The 17,439-nt window shown below is 44.2% G+C and carries 14 protein-coding genes; 7 read left to right on the top strand and 7 right to left on the bottom strand.

Features of this window, described 5'->3' with window-relative positions; all coding sequences use genetic code 11:
* Window positions 1-191: 191 nt before the first annotated feature.
* Complete coding sequence (locus OU793_RS15050) at window positions 192-440, bottom strand: hypothetical protein (RefSeq protein ID WP_025588695.1); 249 nt, start codon at window positions 438-440, stop codon at window positions 192-194.
* Window positions 441-681: 241 nt separating this feature from the next.
* Here OU793_RS15050 and pcp point away from each other — a divergent pair, with 241 nt between their 5' ends.
* From pcp to OU793_RS15030, 4 genes are all read left to right on the top strand, one after another.
* The gene (pcp, locus tag OU793_RS15045; protein ID WP_140103560.1) at window positions 682-1,320 is read left to right on the top strand and encodes a pyroglutamyl-peptidase I; all 639 of its coding nucleotides are present in this window, start codon (window positions 682-684) and stop codon (window positions 1,318-1,320) included.
* 181 nt (window positions 1,321-1,501) lie between these two features.
* Window positions 1,502-1,765: a hypothetical protein gene (locus OU793_RS15040; RefSeq protein ID WP_005462091.1), complete on the top strand. Its 264-nt coding sequence runs from the start codon at window positions 1,502-1,504 to the stop codon at window positions 1,763-1,765.
* 63 nt (window positions 1,766-1,828) lie between these two features.
* Entirely contained in the window at window positions 1,829-2,815 is a 987-nt protein-coding gene (locus OU793_RS15035; RefSeq protein WP_021487104.1) for a GTP-binding protein, read from the top strand.
* A 184-nt stretch (window positions 2,816-2,999) separates the two neighbouring features.
* Window positions 3,000-4,292 (top strand): DEAD/DEAH box helicase, encoded by a 1,293-nt coding sequence (locus tag OU793_RS15030; protein ID WP_005482719.1) that lies wholly within the window; start codon window positions 3,000-3,002, stop codon window positions 4,290-4,292.
* A gap of 90 nt (window positions 4,293-4,382) precedes the next feature.
* Here the strand turns inward: OU793_RS15030 and OU793_RS15025 are convergent, their stop codons facing one another.
* The 3 genes from OU793_RS15025 to OU793_RS15015 form a co-directional block, all read right to left on the bottom strand.
* On the bottom strand, window positions 4,383-7,403 hold the full coding sequence (locus OU793_RS15025; protein ID WP_031413353.1) for a DUF6701 domain-containing protein: 3,021 nt from the start codon (window positions 7,401-7,403) through the stop codon (window positions 4,383-4,385).
* Between the two features lie 300 nt (window positions 7,404-7,703).
* Window positions 7,704-8,543 carry an arginase family protein gene (locus OU793_RS15020; RefSeq protein WP_140103561.1) on the bottom strand — a complete coding sequence of 280 codons (840 nt, stop codon included), beginning with the start codon at window positions 8,541-8,543 and terminating at the stop codon, window positions 7,704-7,706.
* Between the two features lie 6 nt (window positions 8,544-8,549).
* Window positions 8,550-9,284, bottom strand: coding sequence for an IclR family transcriptional regulator (locus OU793_RS15015; protein WP_140103562.1), 735 nt, complete (start codon window positions 9,282-9,284; stop codon window positions 8,550-8,552).
* 334 nt (window positions 9,285-9,618) lie between these two features.
* Here OU793_RS15015 and OU793_RS15010 point away from each other — a divergent pair, with 334 nt between their 5' ends.
* Window positions 9,619-11,085, top strand: a complete 1,467-nt coding sequence (locus tag OU793_RS15010) for an EAL domain-containing protein (RefSeq protein WP_020835076.1) — start codon at window positions 9,619-9,621, stop codon at window positions 11,083-11,085.
* A gap of 13 nt (window positions 11,086-11,098) precedes the next feature.
* On the opposite strand, the gene modF is transcribed toward OU793_RS15010, so the two are convergent.
* Window positions 11,099-12,553: a molybdate ABC transporter ATP-binding protein ModF gene (gene modF / locus OU793_RS15005; protein ID WP_005498459.1), complete on the bottom strand. Its 1,455-nt coding sequence runs from the start codon at window positions 12,551-12,553 to the stop codon at window positions 11,099-11,101.
* Between the two features lie 252 nt (window positions 12,554-12,805).
* Here modF and OU793_RS15000 point away from each other — a divergent pair, with 252 nt between their 5' ends.
* Both OU793_RS15000 and OU793_RS14995 read left to right on the top strand, forming a co-directional pair.
* On the top strand, window positions 12,806-14,356 hold the full coding sequence (locus OU793_RS15000; RefSeq protein WP_005487868.1) for a PAS domain-containing methyl-accepting chemotaxis protein: 1,551 nt from the start codon (window positions 12,806-12,808) through the stop codon (window positions 14,354-14,356).
* Between the two features lie 57 nt (window positions 14,357-14,413).
* A complete protein-coding gene (locus OU793_RS14995; protein WP_005462086.1) occupies window positions 14,414-14,587 on the top strand; it encodes a hypothetical protein in 174 nt (57 codons plus the stop codon).
* 73 nt (window positions 14,588-14,660) lie between these two features.
* Here OU793_RS14995 and OU793_RS14990 read toward each other — a convergent pair whose 3' ends face one another.
* Window positions 14,661-15,635 (bottom strand): LysR family transcriptional regulator, encoded by a 975-nt coding sequence (locus tag OU793_RS14990; RefSeq protein WP_049875468.1) that lies wholly within the window; start codon window positions 15,633-15,635, stop codon window positions 14,661-14,663.
* A gap of 21 nt (window positions 15,636-15,656) precedes the next feature.
* A partial coding sequence (locus OU793_RS14985; protein ID WP_274647797.1) for an arylsulfatase occupies window positions 15,657-17,439 on the bottom strand: 1,783 nt, incomplete at its 5' end.

Below are 17,439 nucleotides of genomic sequence, written 5' to 3'. Positions count from 1 at the left end.
CAAACCATGTTATGTCAGCGAAATGTCACAACTCTTGAATTAACTCAAAAGCTTATTTTTTATTTTTGAACAATGGGTTACGAAACTTTCTTGTTTTTGGGATTAAAGTTATTTAGAGGGTTTTAGTTATAAAAAAAGCTTGCTAAATAACAGCAAGCTTATCTCTTTTAGCACACGTGGATGCGCAGAAATCAGTGTTTACGTCCTGAACCGTTTCTAACGATGTCTTTACCGTTGTCGTAAACATGTTGTGAAACCCAACGGCCCAACAAAAGTTGGTGTTTGTCGCCTAAAACAGCAACAAAAGGACGGCCGTCAGTGTTTGTTGTCGCTAGTGCAACGCCAGTTACCCCTTCCAAACCTAATGCACCGCTCTCGACTAAATGTAGAAAAGCTTCTAACTCTTCAAGACTTTCAATGACGTGGTTATCAATGTTCATGGTATTCGATCTCTTTGAACTGCCGATATTTTGTGGTCGCGTACTCTACATAAGTTAGGCACAGAAACCAAGTTCCCGCTGAGTTATGGTCGGTTCTGAGCTGATTCACTTATTGTTGGAGGGGGCAGGTTAGAGTGGATTCACACAAAACAATGTGGCTTGGTTGCAAGCTGACTTTATGGTTGGAGAGTGAAAGAGGCGATGCAATAATCGGCGAAACAATTTCTCTTTGAAGGTTGCGATGAAAAAGGTTTTGATTACTGGTTTTGAACCGTTTGGTGGTGATGCAATAAATCCGGCGTTGGAGGCTGTGAAAAGGCTAGAAGAAACAAGTCTTGCCGGTGGCATCATTGTTGCTTGTCAGGTGCCTGTGACGCGTTTTGAATCCATCAGTGCTGTGATTGATGCGATTGAAGCGCATCAACCAGATTGTGTTATTACCGTTGGTCAGGCCGCGGGTAGAGCGGCAATAACGCCCGAACGCGTTGCAATTAATGTGGATGACTTCCGAATTCCAGACAACGGTGGCAATCAGCCAATCGATGAGCCCATCATCGAACAAGGCCCGGATGCGTATTTTTCGTCTTTGCCAATCAAGCGTATTGCTCAAACGTTGCATGAGAGTGGCATCCCTTGTCAGGTTTCTAATAGCGCGGGGACGTTTGTGTGCAACCATCTGTTTTATGGAGTACAGCATTATCTGAGGGACAAATCGATTCGGCATGGATTTGTGCATATTCCGTTGTTGCCTGAGCAAGCGACGGATGGCAATCACCCGTCAATGAGCCTCGATATGATCGTGGCTGGCCTAAAGTTGGTGGCACAAGTTGTCATTGATCACGAAAGCGATGTTGTGGTGAGTGGTGGACAAATTTGTTAGTAAGCTACTGAAATAACTAATAAGTTACTAAGCGTATGTTCTGCCAAATGTTAACTTGCTCAAATTTTGCTTGCTTCGAAAGGAGTAGCATTAGAGTGTCGGATTGAAGGTGTATGACTTTCGTTCGGTGCCCTTGTCACAGGAGGTGTCAGGGGCTTACTCTCAAAAAAGGCGAGTTATCATGAAAAGCAACAAAAGTAAGGCTATTGCACTTATCTCTGTCGTTGTTTTCGCTTTGGCTATCGCTGCGCTTAAATTCGAAAACACGCTCGGAATCCTTCCTATCTTAGTCGCGATTATCGCATTCTTTACCTGTGTCATTCACACCAGTATGTACCTGTCGAATGTGAAACGTGCAGAGGCGGTAAGTCATTCTGACTATTCTCAAAACTCAAACCGTCACACATTAAATCAAGACATAAGCGAGCGTGATAAAAAGCGTTGAAGCAAGTCACATTCTCCGTATACTTTGCCCCAGCACTAATGCACGACTGTGTCGGAGAAAAACATGTCAAATCGAGTACCTACCAACATACTGACCGGATTTTTGGGTGTCGGTAAAACGACCACGATTTTAAATCTTTTAAAGAACAAACCTGAAAATGAAAATTGGGCGGTGTTGGTCAATGAGTTTGGTGAGATTGGCATCGATGGTGCATTAATGACCGACCAAGGTGCGTTGATTAAAGAAGTGCCGGGCGGTTGCATGTGCTGTACCGCAGGCGTTCCTATGTCTGTTGGTATTACGGCATTATTGCGCCAAAAACCAGATCGTTTGTTGATTGAACCAACAGGCCTTGGTCATCCAAAACAAGTGATTGCGACGCTGACATCAGAGCAATATCTGCCATACGTTGATTTAAAGGCGACCATCGCGTTAGTCGACCCTCGTAACTTGAGCGATGAAAAATACACGTCTAATCAAAACTTTGTTGATCAGCTAGACAGTGCCGATGTGGTGATTGGCAGCAAAGTCGATCTCTGTTCAAGCCATGATATTGATGTGTTCAACGATTGGGTTACCGATCAAACGCCAGCTAAAGTGTTCAGTAAGTTGATTCACAACGGCGAGCTGCCGATTGAAGTTCTGGATATTGAACGCGTACACGGCAGTGCTTCTTCTCATATCGAAACGCATCACCATGAGCATGCACACCAAGAGCCTCAGTTTCAGTTACCACCGGGTGAAGCTTTCATCCGTAAAGAGAACAAAGGGCAGGGCTATTTCAGTTGTGGCTGGCTATTTGGCGCTGAATACAAATTCGATTTTGATAAGCTGTTCTCGATGTTGTCTGACCTAACCGCCGAACGTGTGAAAGCAGTAGTCAACACCAATCAAGGGTGTTATGCATTTAACGTGGCAAATCGCGTGGTATCGGTCAACGAAATCAGCTTAGAAGGGTTTGAATCACGACTTGAAGTGATTGATTCTCAGCTTCTTCCTTGGGATGAACTAGAGCAAATATTACTGCAACTTGCGGGTATTGAAGGATAGGGCATTCGTCATTCTTCGCGCAAATGTTGGAATGAAACGGTGAATCGACTGCATGGCAGTGTTCACCGTTTTTTCTTTTATCGAGTTTCAGTGAGAAAAGTGAGATAAATCACTCAAATTCGGGTATAGTGCACGGCTAAATTTTTAAAGCTATTTTAAGTGGTTTGTTTAAGGAATACGCTCAATGTCATTTTCATCTCAAGGTTTTGCGCCAGAAGTGGTTAAAGCACTGGCAGAATGCGGTTATGAAAAGTTAACGCCAATTCAACAGAAGGCGATTCCAATGGCTCGTAAAGGCCATGATATTTTCGCTACAGCACAAACAGGTACTGGTAAAACTGCAGCGTTTTCATTGCCTATGATTCAACAGCTGCTAGACAGCGGTCGTACTGCTTCTCGTAAAACCGCCCGTGCACTTATCTTGGCACCAACGCGTGAACTGGCAGAGCAGATTGCTGACAACATTAAAGCGTACACTAAGTACACAGACCTATCGGTTGTGGCTGTATTTGGTGGTCGTAAAATGTCTTCACAAGTTTCTGCTTTAGAAAACGGCGTCGATATTCTGGTTGCAACGCCAGGCCGCTTGGAAGAGCACATCGAACAAGGCAACGTTTCTGTTGCTAACCTTGAGTTCCTTGTTTTTGATGAAGCTGACCGTATTCTGGATATGGGCTTTATTCATGCTGTTCGTAAGATCATGTTGGACGTTGATACTGATCCGCAAATCATGATGTTCTCGGCAACGACTTCAAGCCAGCTAAATCTGTTAGCGAAAGACATTCTGCGTAAACCAAAACGCATCGAAGTAGAGCGTGCAAACACTACCGCGCACACTGTTGCTCACGTACTTTACCCAGTCGATCAAGAACGTAAAACAGAACTGCTTTCTGAACTGATCGGTCGCAAAAACTGGCAACAAGTTTTGGTGTTTGTAAACTACAAAGAAACCGCAAATGATGTGGTGAAAGAGCTGAAACTTGATGGCATCAAAGCAGTAGTTTGTCACGGTGACCGTGCTCAGAGTGCTCGTCGTCGTGCGCTAGAAGAGTTCAAAACGGGCAAAGTTCGCGTCATGGTAGCAACGGACGTGGCAGCGCGTGGTTTGGATATTGAAGATCTACCTCACGTAGTGAACTACGATATGCCTTTCCTTGCTGAAGATTACGTTCACCGAATCGGCCGTACTGGTCGAGCGGGTAAGCAAGGTCATGCGGTTTCGTTCGTAAACCGAGATGAAGAGCTAACGGTTGTTCAAGTAGAAAACCTCATTCAGCAACGCATTCGTCGTATCGAACTTGCGGGTTATGAGCCAAAGCAGCGTGAATCTTACATCGAGAAATTGAACTCGAAACCGGCGTTTAAGAACCGTCAAGGTCGTCGTAATAACCCTAACCAGTCTGCGACAGACCAAGGCTCAGCAGAGCGTCGTCTTGCAATGGTGAAGCGTTTGAAAGCGCGTCGTGGCACGAACTAAACACGGTTAGATAATTACATTCGTTTGTAACGAAAGAGCCCCTCAATTGAGGGGCTCTTTTTATTTGCCGTCTAGTGTTGGTTTAAGATGCTAATTTAAGCCAAGCATATTCGGCTCACCACGATAGATAATGCGATCGTTTCCACGGTGAATACCAAACGTGACTATTGTTGGCGGGTTTTCTTCTTCGGGAGTCGAAGTTTCCCAGTCATATTTGAGCCAAGGAAGTTGGTTGCCTGAGTGATCTAGATTTAGGCTGAACTGAATTTGTTCTCTTGCCGCGTCAATTTGGCTTGCAATGATGTCGTTGGTTCTGCCAACACTCATCTTAGCAACACCAGATAACTGGGCGTTATTTACCGGTGCGTTCGACCAAATAGGCGTGCTGGTGTAGTACGCACCATTTGCGGTTGTCGAGTTGTCATCAAAGTTTGTAACAAATCTACCGTTTTGCCACACCTCTACGTCCAATGGCACTTTGATCTTCATGCCTTGATTTCCGCCAACATCCTTAAAGTTCAAACGACCAAAACGAATGTCTGGTTGTTTCGTCAGAATTTCACCGCCATCGAAGAAGTTCACCTCATCAACCACGTGAGTAGTCACTAAGCCAATTTTACTGCTCTTGCTGTTTGCACCGCGGTTGAGCGGGCCATCAGGGTAATGGCCTTTAGTTTTATCTTTCTCCCAACACGGGCTGTTGTGACACGTTGCATTTGTAGATGCTTTTTCAATGACAAACTGACCGATACTGGCATCGCCGATGCGCTTCCATTCTGCCTTTTGTGGTGCTGGTGGCACAAAACGATCTTGGTATCCGCCAAGCTCTCCTAAGTAAAAATGTTGTTGTAGACTTGGCGCAAAATGGGCGTAGTTTTTTACGTCCTCTTTGTTTGCGTTTAGCGCAACCACATCGTAGGTAACTTTCTCAAACGGTTGATTCATGTATACAAAGCCTTGGTTTTTAGGGTAAGTCCAATCTTGACTTTGCACTTTGAAGTACTTCGGATAGAAACGTCCGATATGGCGATAGCCTTCGTTAACCTTCATGCCAAAATACGTACTGCCGAGGTTTGCTTTCACTTTCAAGCTGCCGACTTCTTCCCAATACAATCCGTTAAAAACGAAGCGATGGTTCTTGGCTGATTGGTGTCCTTGAGTTAACGCATAATTACTTTTCAACAGCGTCGAGGTTTGGTTTGCCGTGTTTAAAGGCGAGTGTTGCTCGCTCGACAAAACAACCGATGCTGCTGGTGCGCCATCATGCATAAAGTTGGTCGTGACCAAAGCATCACAATAAGCTGATGAGTCGATAGGATCACTGATAGAACCCCCTTTTTGCCAGATGACGGGTTTCACCGTTAACGAGAAATGTTCGCCAGCGGCAATGAACTTATCACCTTGTTCGGATGTGCCTGAAGGCAAGGTGTTTTGGTTCTCACAGATTGCCAAGGTCCATGGTCGCGAGTACACATTAAACTTGCCTGTTACTTCAACTGTGCCGTCGTCCGGACACTCTGAAAATCCTTTACATTCGAATTGGTCAGATAACGTCACCTCGAACAGTCCGGATTCGTTAGTAATTAAGCCATGTTCCGATAATCCGTCTTTGAACTCAGCAGAATAACTAAAATCACCTTCGCTTCCACCGAGAGGTTTAATCAAAGGGTGAACTACTTTGGGTTTACCATTGTAATTGCTGGCAACGACGGGTTCTCCTGTGGAGGCACAAGCGAGCAGACGTGTATGAACATTTTCTGGTTTACCAGCGATGACTCGAATTTCATTCAGTGTCCGTCTTTCATTTGAATACGCTTCGAACATAAACGGCGTAAACATGAAGTTGACTGTTTGCTCCTTAGCGGAGTCTCCGACCATCGTGAAAGTCAGATAGTAATTGGCGTCTAATGCGATCTTATCGATGTCGTTTGGAATCACACGAACAACGAGCTCACCACTATCGTTAGATTGAAACTGGTTTTCAGTTGAGGTCGGTTTCCCTTTCACCACCTCTAGCGTGAACAAGTCGGAATCAGACAATATTGCCATCACGGGTGCGCTGACTACTTCATCGTTGTTGGTTGTGATCGCTGTGAATTGCGGGAGATCGTCACCGCACATCAACGCCATGTCATCAGATGGTGTCACCGTCAGGCCCAAGTCATCGTTACTTGGAGGCAACATGCTACACTCGGGCGGCGGAGTTGCGGTGCTCGGACAAATGGAGCTCGAGTAATCACAACGTGATTGGCCAACGCCGCAGAACTGAGAATACTTGCCAGTTACACTATGAGAGTGCGAGCTTCCCGGCGTTTGTTGGATTTCGCCGCAAACCTGACTTCCAACACCTTGATTAAAGTTTAATGTCTGGAAGTACTTAATCGCAGTATCTTTCGCGTAGAACGAACCGTTCAGTGCGGCAGATGCACCTTTGGACTCCGTCGTGCCGTAAACCGCCATATCATCAATAAGCAGAGAACTGTGCGCCACAATATCACCGACGACGAAATGTTGTTGGAAAGGGTGCTTCGTCTTGAGATGCAATTGATGGCCTTTTGATTCAATGGTGCCACAAACGTTAGCATTGAATATATCGGTCGTACTGTGAGTCAAAATTTTACCAATAATGGTGTTGTACTTACCGTCAATATGAAGCGTCGACCCCGTTAGCACTATATCCCCATCGATGAGAACATTATGCAGTTTTGTTGGGTAGGCCGACAGAAGGTCACCATAAATAACAGTGTGTTTGTTTTGGTAATCTTCAATGCTAGAAGCTTGCTCATTGTTAACCTTCAACTCGACTGAAAGCGAGCGAAGTGAGATGCGTTTATTAGGCTCACCAATTCGGTTATTGCCCTCTAAAACAATGCCTTGATGAGCTTCTAGTATGACTTCGTTCTCAGGTGAAGAGGAGATGATGGAATCACCAGCGGGTAATACGATCTTGCCATGGCAAAAAAAGGTAGTGTCTGTTCTTTGAATATCAAAAGAACTATGAGTTGAGCATATTTGGTTTAGCTCAGATGGTTTCGCAACGTCATAAACCGTTGCTTGTGCTGTTAACGGCATCAACATGGCCGTAGCAATAACGCAGTAAAGACGCATCATTAAGTATCCTAAATCTCGTGGAACTGAATGACATCAAGCGAGAGAAAATAAGTGTCTCAGAAAAATAGCGGCTAAATATTATTAGAAGAACCGCTTAGTTATTGAACTATGGGGATTTTTATTTCGTATGTCATACCATAGTGATGTAAGAATATTAGAACTTAGATGGGTTGTTTGTTCAATAGATAAATGTGACATATGTCGCATTGATGGTGTAAGTATTTGTTAGTAAATGATAATAAAAGGTGAGGCTCTACCAGAATAAGGCCAAGTGACGGCCTTATTCTGTACAATTATTCGCTACGCCGCGTGGTCGAGCAGGGGAGCCATCTGATACAACTCCTCAAGAATGGCTTTGGTTTGTCGTGAATACACCAATCGGTCACGGTCGCCTACAAGTTGAATCGCTTTTACCTTACCAGATACCAAACACAGCCTTAATGTTCTTAGTACCATTTGAATATCCAGCGATGGCGTACCTTCAAGATTGTTTTTCGTTGATAGCGAACCCAAATCTATCGTCACAATGATTTGGTCACAGTGATCCAAATAATTGCTGATTTGCTGCTTTACGTGGTTGCGATGTCTGAACGTAAACTCACGATCCGTTACCCAATCGCAGCCTTGATCTTCAGCGTATTCCAAGGTTTCTTGTTTCGTGTCTTGCTCGCTTACGCCAGCAAAAAATAGCCGTACATTTTGATAGCGAGAAAGGGCAAAGTGAAACGCTGAACCCATGCGAGGTTCAAGCGTCGGCTTTAGGCTCATCTTATGGCCGATATTCACAATGCCCACTTCATCGCGGTACGACACAACGACAGGAAGCATCGATAAAATGGCTTCCGTGCAGTTAGAAACCAACACAGGGATAGAGTGGCGAGAAAGCGATAGGCTCAATGCTTCCTGAAATTCACCACTCTCTAATTTTGAGTGAGAAAAATGACCGAAATTCGCTGCTGTCGCGTGATCATGTTGTTGATACAACCATTCGCTCGCGTTTTCCAAACTTTGGTCTGCTAATTCAAACGCACCTTTAGACATAGAGGCTAAGTGTTCGCAAACCGTCATAAAAGAAAAAGGATAATGATGCGGCTGCTTTGGTGTGTGATGAAACTTATAGCGTTTGAAAAAGCTTAACATGTTGAATTACCTTTCTGGTGGTAGTGCCCTTGCCGCCTGCAACACATGCAAAATAATGCGCTGCTTATCCTTTTCTACTCGGTGTGCCGGAGCCATAACCGAAACTGCGCCAACCAGCTTACTTCCTTTCATGACTGGCGCACTGATACCAGAAACACCAGGGTCAATCTCGGAGGTACTTACGGCATAGCCGTTCTTTCGGATTGTGGCGAGCTCCTCTTCCCATTCGTCTAAGCGATGATCTTGGCTAAAGTAACGTAAGATCTTTTCGCAACGACTTTGAGGCATAAAAGCCAGCATCACTTTAGATGAGGCGCCACGAAGCAGGGGTTGACTTTGACCCTGGACGAAGCTGCATCGTAGCGCCTGCATACTTTCTTTTTGTCTGACACAAAGCGCTCGATAACCCGATGGCACCATGTACGCCGCCATTTCCCCCGTTTGCTGCACCAAGCGCGCCAAGATGGTTTCAACCATATCAAGGCCGTGCTGAACGGTTTCATAGCTGTGCATCAACAGTAAGGCTGCTGGCCCAACAACAAACGTCTTGTCGTGCACACTTTCTTCAATCAAGTTCCATTCTTTCAGCAGTTTTAGATGTCGATACAAACTGCTTAATGGAACGTTCAATTGTTCGCTGAGTGTTTTCGCAGAGACTGGGAATTGGCTTACCGCAACTTGCATTAATAATTGCAGTGCCTTTTCGTTTACCTGATTAGCGTTGGCTTTGTTTAATGTCATGAGAGAGTTGTAACGTGTTAAAAGATATAGGACAAATATAATTCTTAATCACTGAGAAAAGAAAAATAATTTTTATGAGTAATTCTCACTTAATGAGAAAATGGCAGTGAGCGGTTAAATATTGAAGAAAACTTGAAAAGTGGATGTCTCACCTTTGAGTCTCTTGCCACTAAACTGGAACTTAAACAATTAAGATTTTGTTTTATTTGCGAGAGTAGGAGGTGTCTCGCATACTCAATAAATCTAATGAATAATATTGTAAACGTGAGTTGCTGGTGGGTATCGTTTTCTCGGTACCATCTGAGTCAATCGGTTTATAAAAGGTCGCTTTTATATGCTGAATAAAATGCTTCTTAAGAAAGCTGCTATCTTTTTTCTGCCACTTCCTTTGGTATTTGCGGAGGTTTTGTATTTGGCACACGAGAGTGTGCAAAGTAACCTCGATCACTTGCTCGAAAAGAACATACAAATCGCGGACGAAATTCTCTTTCAAATTGAGACTGAAAACCGAACTGCGCTTATTCATCCAGAACGGTGTGAGCAGTTGCAGCAAAACCTGATGTTTGAGCGAGACATCGATGAAATGCTCATTGTCAAAGGCGATGAGATCATTTGCTCATCGAAGCTTGGACACTTATCCAAACCGCTTTCTGAATACTTAACCTTCACGCCCAATCATGCCTTAACCTTCGGTCAGATAAACGGTCTAGATGAGCCATTGCTGCTAGTGGTGACACAAGGGCAGCAGACATATAAAGCCATCACCATCATTGATAGAGACTATTTTGGCGCGACAATTGGATTTAACAACGATTTACGCCTCAAGCGGTCAGCTTTGTTTATTCATGACGACGTGGTGCCCGCTGGCGCATCCAGAAAAGGTACAAACCCGATTGCTTTTAATGAATCTAAGGTGTTTGAATACCAAGCGCTCGCTGAAGCTAGCGATTTATTTGTCGAGCAAAAGTTGATTTCTTACATCATCTATTCTGTGCCTATTATCGCGATGATTTATCTTTGCCTATACGCGTTAAACAAGTTTGTCGATCCGCAAAGAAACCTTCTTGCAGAACTAAAAAAAGCACTGAAAAAAAACGAATTAACTTTGTATTACCAACCTCAAATTGATGTTGAAAGCGGATGCGTGTTTGGTTACGAAGCGCTGATACGCTGGGAGCATCAACAAAAAGGTTTTATTGCTCCAGATGAATTTGTTCCTGCGGCAGAACAGAACGGGTTAGTATCGTTGCTAACTGACTACGTTTTAGAAAAAGCTGCGGACGATTTCTCCAAACTGACGTTTACTCATCCGGTGCATCTTGGTGTCAATGTGCCTCCTGGTTACCTTGTCGGTTCTCATGTAATAAGAAAACTGCAACTCATCCACAGAAAGCTAAGTGAGAATAATGTGTCGCTCGGCATCGAAATTACGGAGCGTCAGTTGATCAATGGGGAAGCAAGGAAGCATATTGCAGCGTTGCGTGTGCACGGAATTGATGTACTGATCGACGACTTTGGAACTGGGCAAACGTCGTTAGCATTTTTGCAGCACATGAAAATTGATTATTTGAAGATCGACAAGTGTTTTGTTGAAACAATAGGCATTCAAAGTGTGAGTGCATCCGTATTGAATGCCATCGTTCATTTTGCGGACGAGCTGCAAGTGAAGTTGATTGCCGAAGGCGTCGAAACGCCGGCGCAAGCAGAGCATTTGAAAAATATGGGAGTGCAATACCATCAAGGCTACCTGTATTCCAAACCTTTACCATATTCCCTGCTTGCGCAGCAGCCGATTTCCTAGCTCTTGTTACGCATTACCAGTGATGAATTTGAGCGCGATAACACTGCGCTTCGTCATCGAAGACAAACTCAAGATCGTTTTTGATGCTCTCAAGGCTGTCTTCTTGGTAATGGGAGACGTAAAGCAATTGGCTGAGATTTTCACGTGCAATCAGTTCCAACGTGTTTTTTACCAAGCGTCGTCCTAAAAAGTCGAGACCTTGATAAGGCTCATCCAAAATGAGTAGCGTTGGCTGCTTCACTATAGCGCGCGCGATCAACAGCAAACGTTGCTGACCGTATTCCAACTGTTTGAAAGACGTTTTTTCGTAGTGACGCATGTGTAAGATATCAAGCCACTCTTTAGCTACGTCAATCTCTTTACGCGAAGGCTGATTATACAAGCCAATCGAGTCGTAGAACCCAGACAGAATGACCTCTAACGCGCTGCAATTCACTCGGTATTGAAGATGCAGTGCAGAGGAAACCATGCCAATATGCTGTTTTATCTCCCAGATGCTTTCGCCAGAGCCTCGCTTCTTGCCGAAGATGTGGATGTCGTTACTGTAGCATTGTGGATGATCGCCAAATATCAGCCCCAATAACGTACTTTTACCACAGCCGTTTGGCCCTTTAACTTGCCAGTGTTGTCCTTTATCTATGCGCCAATTCAGGTCAGTGAAAATACGTTTTTCAGTGTATTCAACTTGGCCATTTTTTAGTTCGAAAATAGGATCATCGAAGTGTGTAGAGTGTTGGTGACGTCGTATCAACCCCATCATCTCTTCGCTTTGTTTTTGGGATTGTGACTTGATTTGTTCGATTATCGGGTGGTTGTCCCAACTCTCTTTATTCATTGTGCTGTCAAGACTGCCGGCATTAAATAGCGCCACATGATCTATCCATTCTGGCATGTCGGACTCGCGAGAAAACGTAATCAACATCTGGACGGATTGCGAAAGCGAGTGCAAATAGGTTGCGAGTGAAGCGCGGTGGGCAACATCTAGACCGACAAAAGGATTATCCAGAAGCACAAGGTCAGGTTGGGTTGCCAACGCTCTAGCGAGCATGACTCGTCTGGTCTCGCCAGTCGATAAAACACGAAAACCGCTCTGTTTTAAATGGTGAAGGTCGAGCTCTTCAAGCAGTCTTTCCGTTGTTGCTGCATCTTGGCAGCACTCAAAAATCAAAGCATAAACGGTACTGCCTTGGTCGATACGATCGAGAAAATCGGTGTCGTCCTTTTCTAGCTCACGTTCAAGTAGTCGTTGTTGCTCTGAAAGCGATACTTGCGCGACTTTCAATTCACCAAGATCCAAAGTCCCTTGTGTGGGTTTCAGTTCGCCACAAAGCAGATCGCCTAGCAGGGAGCCGATGTCGCCTTCTGCACTGAAGATGCCCCAAGAGTCATTGTTATCGATTGTCCATTCATCAATGGAAAGTGTGGTGGTATGTCCTTGTACAGCAAGCTGACTAAAGCGAATAGCCATTGTGTTTGTCTTCCTTGTTATTGTTGTATTGGACTAGTTATAACAACTAACCAAGGGCCTAAGGAAGGGGATGTCAGTATTAATTTTAACCAAAGCAAAGATTGTTACGACCAGAAACGAAAGACTTATGTAACGAATCTGCTGTTCAATAAGTCGCGGTAATATTTCCATATAGTCATCATTATGCGTATGGATATTGTGCTGCTACACTCATATGTGGCACTTATTTATTAAATGTAAGGATGCATGTATATGAGTGAAAAGGAATACGATTATCCTGCGAGCTACAGTCTCGTTTCCATAACCGACCCATCAAGTTACATCAAATATGCCAGTGCGCATTTTAATGAAGTTGCTGGCTTTGAAGAAGGAGAGTTGATAGGAAAACCACACAACGTTGTTCGCCATCCAGATATGCCTAAACAGGCGTTTAAAGACCTCTGGTCTCATCTCAAAGCTGGGAAACATTGGATGGGAATGGTGAAAAACAGACGAAAAAATGGAGGATATTACTGGGTGGATGCGTTTGCATCGCCAATCAAATACAACGGTGAAATTGTTGAATACCAATCTGTCCGTTTTAAACCAGAACGTATTTATGTCAAACGAGCAGAGAAAGCTTACGCGAAACTGCGAAATGATAAAAAACCGCTTCAACTTTACCTACCTCGAACACGTCTTTGGATGAGAGCTGCCTTTTTCCTTTTTATTTCGAACTTTTTGGGCTTGTTACTTCTAGAGATGAATCAATCACCAATGGTGGCTTTCAGCGCAGCAGCGTTACTTTCGGCATTATCCATTTACATGTTGACCAGACCAATTGAGAAGCTGGCTAAACAAGCAAGACAGGATTTCAATAACCCGTTGATGGAATACATATACTGTGGGAAAGTGAATGATCTTGCAGAAATCGAACTGGCTATGAAAATGAGGAAGCAGTTCGCGAACGCCTTGTTAGGCAGAGTAGGAGTTTCGGTAAAAGATTCCTGTGAAGAGACGAAAACGAATGCCGATAGCGCGGCGGATAACAGTGAGCGCGTTACTGAGAACCTAAGCGCGCAAAAAATCGAAATTGATTCTGTTGCAACCGCAGTGAATGAGATGCAAGCCTCGTCTTCCGAGATATCTCATAATGCTCAAGCAACCGCAGATGCGACGCTGAAAGCGCAAAACACCATGACCGATAGCCGCAATGTTATCGATAACGTTAACCATTCTGTTCTCGACCTTGTTGGCGAGTTGGGTGAGATTTCGAAAGTGGTGATGCGTTTGAATCAACAAACGGATCAAATAGGGACGGTTATTGAGGTGATTAATGGCATTGCCGAACAAACCAATCTTCTGGCATTGAATGCTGCGATAGAAGCGGCAAGGGCAGGCGAGCAAGGTCGTGGTTTTGCGGTAGTCGCGGATGAAGTGAGAACGCTTGCCAAACGAACTCAAGAGTCCACAACAGAGATCAAATCTGCGATTGAGAGCATTCAACATGGCAGTAAGTCTGCGGTTTCTGCGTTGGAGAAAGGCAACGAGATGTCTACAGGGACGGTTACTTTGCTTGGAACGGCGCTTGAGAGTATTCAGCAGCTAGAGTCGTTGATCCAAGATGTTGTAGAAAGAAATCAACAGATAGCCGTCGCCATCGAAGAGCAGGTCTACGTCACAGATGAAATCAATGAGAACATCCAATCGCTCAATTTGAAATACAGCGAGTCGTATGATCTGATGACAGAAACCAACCAGATGAACAGCAGAGTGCAAAACTGTACGAATGAACTCTCTGACATGATAAAAAAATTCGCATAAGCAGCGGAAGTAAATGGCTTAGTGCTTCTCTAAATAAAGCATAGGGTAGGAGCAAATATGGTTACGCAAAATACCAACTTTTCCCCGGAGCAACCAAAAAATGAAAAAGACGAGCAACAGAATGTAGCAATAGTTGAATTCAATAGCAGTGTGCTCAGCAGGCAATCGACAGATTTTTTGACTCATGAAGAGTTAAAAATGTTGGAAGCCGTGATAGGTATCGCTTTTTAGCTTTTCTCATTAATCAGTTGTATTGAAGCAATGAAAGTGAAAAGAAAGCCGTTGATGAACAACGGCTTTTTTGTCAATAAAATCTGTTGAAAAGTAGTGGGGAATCAACTGATGAAATGATACGTTGTTGATCTTCTAATACTTTAGATTTTATCAACGCTCGCATCGCTCCATGCCTTTTACAGTTCACTTTTCGTTGGTGGTATGCGATTTGATATTGAATAAAGCAAGCGCTAAAAGGGGAAGTAAAATGCTTAATATTAAAGGTTTTTCCCCATTTCTTTGCCAAAGATAGTGGAATGACTCCGATGCAGTCGCTTTGAGCTACGTGGGTGAGAATGCCCAAATAGTTAGATGCGATAGAATCGATATTGTTTGATTTGACGATCAAGCCCAAATGTTTTTCAAACTCAGTATCAAAACTCCATTTACTGGCAAGTACGCAATGTTTTTCGTCGCTTAACATCTCGGTGGAGATGTGCTCGTTAATCCTTGGGTGACCGTTTCGACATATAACAACACAAGGCTCTCGACAAACATCTTCCACTATAATTGACGCTTCTCTGCTTTCAATATCCCCCAATAGTAAATCCGCTTCATTGCTGTAAAGCAGAGAGAATAAATGGTTTTCACTTAATGTTGACTCATGAAAAAAGACATTTTCAAGCTTGGATTGCTGAGCCGGATAGATATTTGAACAGTAAACATTGTAGGGAGCAGGTTGGGTGATCACGCTATCGATTACACTTAGTGCTTGTTGTAGTTGAGGCAGCCATTTCTGGGCCGTGCTGGTTAGCTCAATATTTCGCCCTCGTTTCGTAAATAACTTTGTGTTTGTTGTGCGCTCTAGTCGTTTAATGGAAGCACTTATCGCTGGCTGAGTTACACCTAATTTATCCGCCGCTTTCGTATAAGAAAGGCACTCGGTCACCACAATAAATGTATTGATTAAGTTTAGGTCAATGGCTTTGGACATCTTGAACTCGAGTAATGAATTGTTGGGGAAATCAACGGGAGTGCGAAGTGACTCCTGAGCCACTATTAACATAATGACTCAGGAGATTTATCGCTATTGAACGATAGAGGTTGTGACTTGTTCAATTTTTTGATTGAACTCGAATGGTGCTTGGTAGTCTTTACTCACCGCGCCACCTTCATCTTCACCAATACCCACGCCATCGTCGAGCGAGAACAAGCGGCTGTTTGTGTTAGGGATAAGTTTCTTCTCAACAAGCTTATCGTTCACGTAGAGATAAACGTTACCGCCTTTACCTCTGCCAGCTGCGTTACCTTTACCACCTTGGCCGTTCTCGTCGTAACGGAATGCCACTTTAATCTCGTTCTTGCCTTCTTTTAGTTTAGAACCAGAGACTTTAGTGTACTCGTAGGTTAACCAGTTATATTCGAAGGTTGGGACGCCGTTTTTCACATATAACGTCCAACCACCGAAGTTACCGCCTTGCGCGATAATCACACCGTTAGTCTTTGACGCATTGTCTGTTGAAATGTCCGCAACAATATCAAACGATTTATTTTTGATATTTAAGAAGGAGTTTTCAGGGATGCCTCTCGCACCTTCATAAAGCGTTAGGCTCTTCTTACCAAACAGAGCATCAGGTCGGCCCGCAATTTCTGCGTTCACACGTTCCATTGTGCGATCATCGATAGGGTAGACATGGTTTTTCTCTGCTTCTTTATCGAATAGCTTCTTCAGCTCCTCAAGCTTTTGAGGGTTAGATTTTGCTAAGTCGTTGGCTAAAGAGAAATCTTTCGTTGTGTCGTACAATTCCCATTTATCATCTTGTAGGTCTCTAAACTTAGTTGACCCCTCAGTTAAAGCCCAGTGAGTAACACGCGCTAGCCACCCTTCGTGATAGATGGCACGGTTACCTCCCAGTTCGAAATATTGAGGTTTGTGTCGTGTTTGTGCTTTTGTTTCCTTAAATGTATTAGTGAAGCTCACGCCTGCCATCGGGATTTGCTCAACACCATCGACTTCTTTTGGAACTGGTAAATTGGCGGCTTCTAGTACTGTCGGAGCAATATCTACAACATGAGACCATTGATCGCGTAAAGGCTGGCCTTTATTATCGATTCCCGCAGGCCAACTCACGACCATACCATTTCGAGTGCCACCAAAGTCTGAAGACATTCCCTTCGTCCAAGTAAATGGAGAGTCACCCGCTACGGCCCAGCCTGAAGCGTAGTGTGGGAAGCTATCTGGCCCGCCTAGCTTATCGATGTTTTCTAGCACGCGGTTAGGATCTTCCGTGATGAGGTTATAGAACGCCAGTGAGTTGAAGCTTCCGTTACGGTTGCCTTCTGCGCTCGCACCGTTATCGCCGACAATGTAGAAGATTAAGGTATTATCGAATTCACCATTTTTCTTGAGTGTGTCGATGACTCGACCGATCTCATGGTCAGTGTGTGCTAAGAAGCCTGCATAAACTTCCATTTGGCGTTCGAAGACACGTTTTTCATCAGATGAGAGAGAATCCCAACGAGGCACAAAGTCTGGCATTGGTGGCAAAACCGTATCTTGTGGAATAATGCCTAACTTCTTCTGACGTTCAAACGACTCTTGTCTTAGTTTGTCCCAGCCCATTGAGAACTTGCCTTTGAACTTATCAATCCATTCTCTTGGGGCCTGATGAGGGGCGTGTGCGGCACCCGGAGCGTAGTAAGCGAAGAACGGTTGGTCAGCATTATAGCTGTGCTGCAGGTTCAACCATTCAATAGTTTGGTCGGTCATATCTGCTGTGAAGTGATAGTTCTTTTTACGTGGCGTTTTAATGCGCGTATTACCGGCTTTGTTGCGTAATTCAGACGAGAAACCAAACCTCCTAAAGTTG

Source organism: Vibrio sp. VP6 (assembly GCF_028823755.1).
GTDB classification, from domain to species: Bacteria; Pseudomonadota; Gammaproteobacteria; order Enterobacterales; family Vibrionaceae; genus Vibrio; species Vibrio parahaemolyticus.
This window is presented reverse-complemented; position numbering and strand designations above follow the sequence as displayed.